General features: G+C 46.5%; 6 protein-coding genes. 5 read left to right on the top strand and 1 reads right to left on the bottom strand.

Annotation, left to right across the window (positions count from 1 at the left end; translation table 11 throughout):
* The 5 genes from WBA23_RS07750 to WBA23_RS07730 all read left to right on the top strand — a co-directional run.
* On the top strand, positions 1–186 hold a 186-nt coding region (locus tag WBA23_RS07750; protein WP_424581702.1), incomplete at its 5' end, for a hypothetical protein.
* Positions 164–1,240, top strand: a complete 1,077-nt coding sequence (locus WBA23_RS07745; protein WP_424581701.1) for a hypothetical protein — start codon at positions 164–166, stop codon at positions 1,238–1,240. The genes WBA23_RS07750 and WBA23_RS07745, both read left to right, overlap by 23 nt.
* Positions 1,241–1,428: 188 nt before the next feature.
* Positions 1,429–2,067 carry an ABC transporter ATP-binding protein gene (locus tag WBA23_RS07740; protein ID WP_424581700.1) on the top strand — a complete coding sequence of 213 codons (639 nt, stop codon included), beginning with the start codon at positions 1,429–1,431 and terminating at the stop codon, positions 2,065–2,067.
* A complete protein-coding gene (locus WBA23_RS07735) occupies positions 2,064–3,353 on the top strand; it encodes an FtsX-like permease family protein (RefSeq protein WP_424581699.1) in 1,290 nt (429 codons plus the stop codon). The genes WBA23_RS07740 and WBA23_RS07735 overlap by 4 nt, the downstream gene beginning before the upstream one ends.
* A gap of 186 nt (positions 3,354–3,539) precedes the next feature.
* Positions 3,540–5,186 carry a hypothetical protein gene (locus WBA23_RS07730; protein ID WP_424581698.1) on the top strand — a complete coding sequence of 549 codons (1,647 nt, stop codon included), beginning with the start codon at positions 3,540–3,542 and terminating at the stop codon, positions 5,184–5,186.
* 55 nt (positions 5,187–5,241) lie between these two features.
* Here WBA23_RS07730 and WBA23_RS07725 read toward each other — a convergent pair.
* The coding region (locus WBA23_RS07725) for an HAD family hydrolase (RefSeq protein WP_424581697.1) at positions 5,242–5,725 on the bottom strand (484 nt) is incomplete at its 5' end.

Genomic DNA, 5,725 nt, shown 5'->3' with positions numbered 1-5,725 from the left:
CCACGGCGGCCTTTTTACCCTTCCACCCTCATACCCTTCACCGTTTCACCCTTCCACCCTTTCTCGACTTTAATCTCCGGATTTCGGGCTCCGGTCTTCCGCCCCCCTATTGACTGTCGACTAAAATCAGCTTATATTGCTGAATTGTCTGATTTACAATGTCATGGAAACACAACCATTTTATAAGTCGAACCTAGAGTCAGTCTCGGGTTGGGGAAAGATGCGAGGGCAGAAATCTGAGAAGAATGCCGTTCTGGAAATCAATAACCTGCTATCGGAAAAGCCAACATTAGAGGTTACTCCTGCCGATATTCTAGCGATTGTCAAAAAATACGAACTGAATCTATATACCGATTTCACCGATGGCTCGCTACGGGAACTCTACAAAGCGTACCTCCGCTACTGCTTTGACGATAATCATTTGGATGAAGAAGAAATTAAACGCCTCAAGCACTTAAAGCGCCTGCTAGGGTTAAGCGATAAAGATATAGATTTAGCGCATCATCGAGTTTGCCAGGAGGTACACGGACGAGAATTAGAAACAGCTTTAGCAGATCAGCGAATAGATGAAAAAGAACGCCGCTTTTTAAAAAATATACAGACTAAACTACAGCTTCCGGCTGAGGTAGCTAACCGAGTTCAACAGCATACCGCTACATCTATTGTAATGGAGCTTATTATTGGTGCAATAACTAATGAGCCGTTGAAAGTGAAGGAAGAAGAAGAACTAGACATCTTAGCCGAGCACCTAGAATTAAAACCTCAGTCAGGGGCTAAAACCCGAAAGCAATTAGCCAAGCACCGTTTATTATGGCAGCTAGAGAATGGAGAGCTACCGACCATCCACGTGCCGTTAGAACTACCAAAAGGGGAAACCTGCTGCTTTCTGACTAATGCCACTTGGCGCGATGCTCCGAATCAGCTACTGATCTCTGAACCTAAACCCATTCGTACTAAGTTAGCCGAAGGAGATTACTGGCAGCCTACCGCAGACTCTGTACTACCTAATAATGAACAGGAAAAACCCAAGGAAGGTAAAATCTATCTTACTAGCCAACGGTTGATTTATCGGGCCAATGAGCAAGAAAAACCTATTCAGCTTAATGAGATTCTGAACTTCCAGCCTTACCCGGATGGAATTGCGATTTTACGAGGCAAAGGACGCCACGTAGTACTTGCTTTAGATGACCAGTCCGATGTGTTCGCTATGCTACTCGGGCGGACACTAAGGGATAAATAACGGAAGCCGGAAGCTGGAAATATGCATAGTTAGAACCTTCTTTACATTAAGAAGAGAACTTCCAACTGCTATTATATGCCCTCAAATTCCGAAGCCCAGTTTTCTAATTCCGGTCTTCGGTCTCCCGACTCCTGTCTCCGGCTTGCTCATGTTTTTTTTCTTCCTTCTGCTTCAGTATCTTGGCCAATATGATTCAGATTGAAAACGTTTCCTTTCAGTATACCCCACGCTCTGATCCGTTTCAATTTCCAGATTGGTCGGTTAGTGCTGGTGAACACGCAGTACTATTGGGAGCGTCCGGTAGTGGTAAAACTACCCTGCTCCACTTATTAGCTGGACTGTTACGTCCTAGTCGGGGAAAAATTATGATTGGCACCCAGGATATTACCCAGCTCAGTGGTAGTGCCATCGATCGTTTCCGAGGTCAGAAACTAGGCTTGATTTTTCAGCAACCTCATTTATTAGGCTCATTGACCTTAGAACAGAATCTTCTACTGGCGCAGTATCTGGCCGGGGTAAAACAAAACCGAAAGGTTATCCGCAAGACACTTGCTTCGCTATCGTTAGACCATAGGCGTACTGCCCGCGTTACCACCCTCAGCCAAGGTGAAGCCCAACGAGCTGCCATTGCCCGAGCAGTGCTCAACAATCCGGTTGCGATTTTAGCCGACGAACCCACTTCTAGCTTGGATGATGAAAACTGTCAACGAGTGTTGGAACTATTACAGAGCCAAGCCCAGGCTCACCAGGCCACCTTGCTGATTGTTACCCACGACCAACGCGTAAAAGACCATGTTCCTCAACAACTGACGCTTACTACGGCATGAACCTACTGAAGCTCAGCGGAAGTTACATTAAAACCAAGCCGCTCAATACGCTCCTTAACATATTATTGCTGGCGTTAGGCATTGCGATTATTACCGTTTTGCTATTGGCCAGCAAACAAGTGGAAAAGTCTCTCACCCAGAACAGCCGGGGCATTGATTTGGTGGTAGGGGCTAAGGGCAGTCCACTTCAAATTATTCTGTCTAGTATTTTTCATATGGATTACCCTACCGGCAATATTGCTTTGGAAGAAGCTAAGAAACTCTCTCGCAACCGGCTCATTAAAAACACCATTCCCCTTTCATTGGGGGACAGCTACCAGGGATACCGAATTGTGGGTACCAACTACGATTACCTTGATCTCTATCAGCTAGAAGTAGCCGAAGGCACTCGCTGGGAGAAACCGCTGGAAGTTACCCTAGGAGCCGCCGTAGCCCAGCAGTCGGGCCTCACGGTTGATAATACTTTTGCCAGTAGCCACGGCTTTATGGATGATGGACTGAATGTGCACGATGAACAACAGTTTACGGTGGTAGGAGTATTATCTCCTACGCAAGGAGTGGTGGATAACCTTATTCTCACTTCGCTAGAAAGTGTATGGCAAGTACACGACCATAGCCCCGAAGCCGATACTACTCACGCCGAAGCCAGTCACGATCACGACCACGAGCAAAATCATGATCACGACGGCCATGTGCATGGAAGTGATGAAGCCATTACCAAACAGGGATTACCGGCTGAAGGTGATCAGATCACTTCGCTGCTGGTGCAATTTCGCTCGCCGATGGCGGCCGTTCAGCTACCCCGCTACATCAATGAGCGCACCAATATGCAAGCAGCTTCCCCTCCGTTCGAAACCGCTCGCTTGTTCTCATTAATTGGCGTGGGGGTGGATATGCTTCAGGGGTTCGCTTACGTAATTGTGATAATTGCGGCCCTAAGTATTTTCATCGCTTTGTACAACTCTTTAAAGGCCCGTCGGTACGATTTGGCGGTGATGCGCTCGTTAGGTGCTTCCCCTCAACTACTATTTGCTCATGTAATCTTAGAAGGATTAATTATCACGCTAGTGGGCTGTTTATTAGGATTGTTACTAGGGCATTTGGTCATCTACGCGGCTACTCAACTGTACGCTCGTCCGGGGCAGTTAGGTATTGATGCCAGTCAGTTGCTTACCGAAGAACTATGGATTTTGGTAGGCAGCTTGGTAGTAGGGCTGATTGCTTCACTAATTCCGGCGATCCAGGCGTACCGCACCAATATCTCGCAAGTGTTGGCCGAACGATAGCTTTCCACCTCTGTGTTCTCTTTCACCCCATAACTAACGAAAACTTCGTAGCCTGCGCTATAAGAAATGAATAAGGAGTAACTATTTACTCATTCACTGCTTTATATCTTTAGTAGAAGCACAAAGTATTATCCACCTTCGTCAGCAGTAAGTGCCTTAAGAATAATTAAAGAAACAACTTTACCTATGAGACTTTCCTCACTCTTGTTGAGCACACTTATTTTGATAATAGCCTGCTCTCCCGATGATGAAACCCCTGATAATCCCGGCGGATTAACTGGCGAGGCGGCCACTCCTACCTACGACGAGAGTCTTATCCCGGAACCTCAACCACTAAACAATCTTATTAGCAACGGCGATTTTGAGTCGGACGAAGCCTGGTTTACCTGCGGGGGTGCGCAAGTAGGAGCAACCGATCAAGGGCAATCACTCATTATCAACACTACTCAGGAGTGCTCTGAGGCGGGTGGTATTACTTTCACAGTAAACGCGGTAGCGGCTCAGGAAATTGAGCTAACTGCCGTACCAGAGCTACTGACCGTTTCCTTTCTAGTACGGGCTGAGGGTGCTATACCCAGTTTAGATTTTAACGTTTTTTTGACCAATGCCCCTAATGGAACTTACGGCTTCGGCACCAATGCGTACTTCTTAGGTGCCCCCTCCCAAGAGGAAGGAGGAGCGGGTGGATGGAACCGAATTAACTTTTTAGTTACCCGTCAAGATATTAATACATGGTTAGATGCTCCTTCGCCTTTGTTTGTTGTTTTTGAGGCTCAAGACTTTACTGCTACCAGTTCTACTACTATCTATATAGATGATGTTATTGTCACTGAGGGTGTCATTCGGTTAACCCAGCCTTCGCCAATGCCAGATGCCCTACAAAACTACGCTGGCAATAGTCGACTTATCTTTTATGACCTGTCTCCAGAAGAGAAACTAGTTGCCACCATGCTTCCCAATGGCACTGATCGAGTCATCTTCAATCAGGTTGACGCTACCATAGTAGATGGTTCCCCTCAGTGGTTTGATGATAATCAATTTGTACTTTCTCAAAAAGTTTTCAACCCGGAAGCTCCCAGCGACGCTACTGTAGTGCCCGGCGGTGGCAGCGATGTAACCCGTTACAACTCTATAGATGGCAGTCAGGAAGTAGTGTATATTACCCGAGGCGAGCCTGGCGTGTTTAATTTTTCCGGTGCGGTTGACAACCGGGCGGCATTAGATGTAGAAGTACGACGAACCGCTTGGGATGTAGATAGAAACCGAGGAATACTGAACGTATGCGGCCGTAACCGCTCTCCAGAATTTGGACTTAATTCCGACGATATTTGTTGGCTTTACCTATTTGATACCAATACGAATGAAGTACTTAATGATGAGGTTTATGGTTTTGCCCCCAAATGGTCTTCATCGGGTAAGTTGGCTTATTATTACGATAACCAACTCTTTGTAGCTGAAGTATCAGGATCAGCTATTACCCCTCAGGTTGTTTATCAGCGAAGTGGATTGTTGCAAGCCCTGGATTGGTCGCCTGATGAATCAACGCTAGTATTTGCCGAAGTGGTAAGCAGTAGCGGAATTATTAATAGTGAAGATGTGGTGATCTACGCTATCAAAACGCTGGATATTGCCACTGGTCAGACTGAACTACTTTTACAGGCCGACCACGGTGACCTGCTTCCTAACTTATCCTGGTCGCCCGACGGTGATTTTATTATTTATTCCATGAATACCGAGCAAGGTGCTCAAATATGGTGGCTGGAAGTTGCTACCGGAACAACTGGCCCTATCACCAATACCACCAATGGGTACGCTGTCACCTGGCGTAAGTAATTGGATAGGTAGTAAATCATTAGCTTATTGTTTGCTGATTTGTCCTTAACTGGGGCTATCTATTGAGCTTTCTGAGTTGTTCTAGGGTCAAACCACAAAAATCATCGATGACTAAATCGGTATTTTCCGCTTCCAATTCTTCGCGAGTATGCGTAGTGGCCACACCGACCACTTTCATTCCGGCATTTTTTCCGGCTTGAATTCCCAAGATCGCGTCTTCAAATACAATACACTGCGCTGGATCAATACCTAATGCTTTGGCTGACTTTAGGTAGACTTCCGGGTGGGGCTTGCCGTGGGCGACCATGGTAGAATCAATGATGGTGGAAAAATAACTTCGCAGCCCAGTATGCTGTAATGTAAAATCTACGTTTGCCGGGGGAGCCGACGTAGAAACCGTGCGGGGAATGCGCTGCCGAACTACTTCTGACAGAAAGGTAATCAAACCCTTTGTAGGCTTAATGTGAGGTTGATAGAGTTCGCGGTACAAAGCCTCCTTTTCTTCACCCACTTTCCAAATATCTCCGTGGCTCATGTCC

The sequence above is a fragment of the Tunicatimonas sp. genome (assembly GCF_049647865.1).
Classification (GTDB): domain Bacteria; phylum Bacteroidota; class Bacteroidia; order Cytophagales; family Cyclobacteriaceae; genus Tunicatimonas.
This window is presented reverse-complemented; position numbering and strand designations above follow the sequence as displayed.

What these genes read in the sequence shown, in the direction of transcription:
- WBA23_RS07745 (WP_424581701.1), top strand. Translation starts at nt 164, where the DNA reads ATGGAAACACAACCATTTTATAAGTCGAACCTAGAGTCAGTCTCGGGT.
- WBA23_RS07740 (WP_424581700.1), top strand. Translation starts at nt 1,429, where the DNA reads ATGATTCAGATTGAAAACGTTTCCTTTCAGTATACCCCACGCTCTGAT.
- WBA23_RS07735 (WP_424581699.1), top strand. Translation starts at nt 2,064, where the DNA reads ATGAACCTACTGAAGCTCAGCGGAAGTTACATTAAAACCAAGCCGCTC.
- WBA23_RS07730 (WP_424581698.1), top strand. Translation starts at nt 3,540, where the DNA reads ATGAGACTTTCCTCACTCTTGTTGAGCACACTTATTTTGATAATAGCC.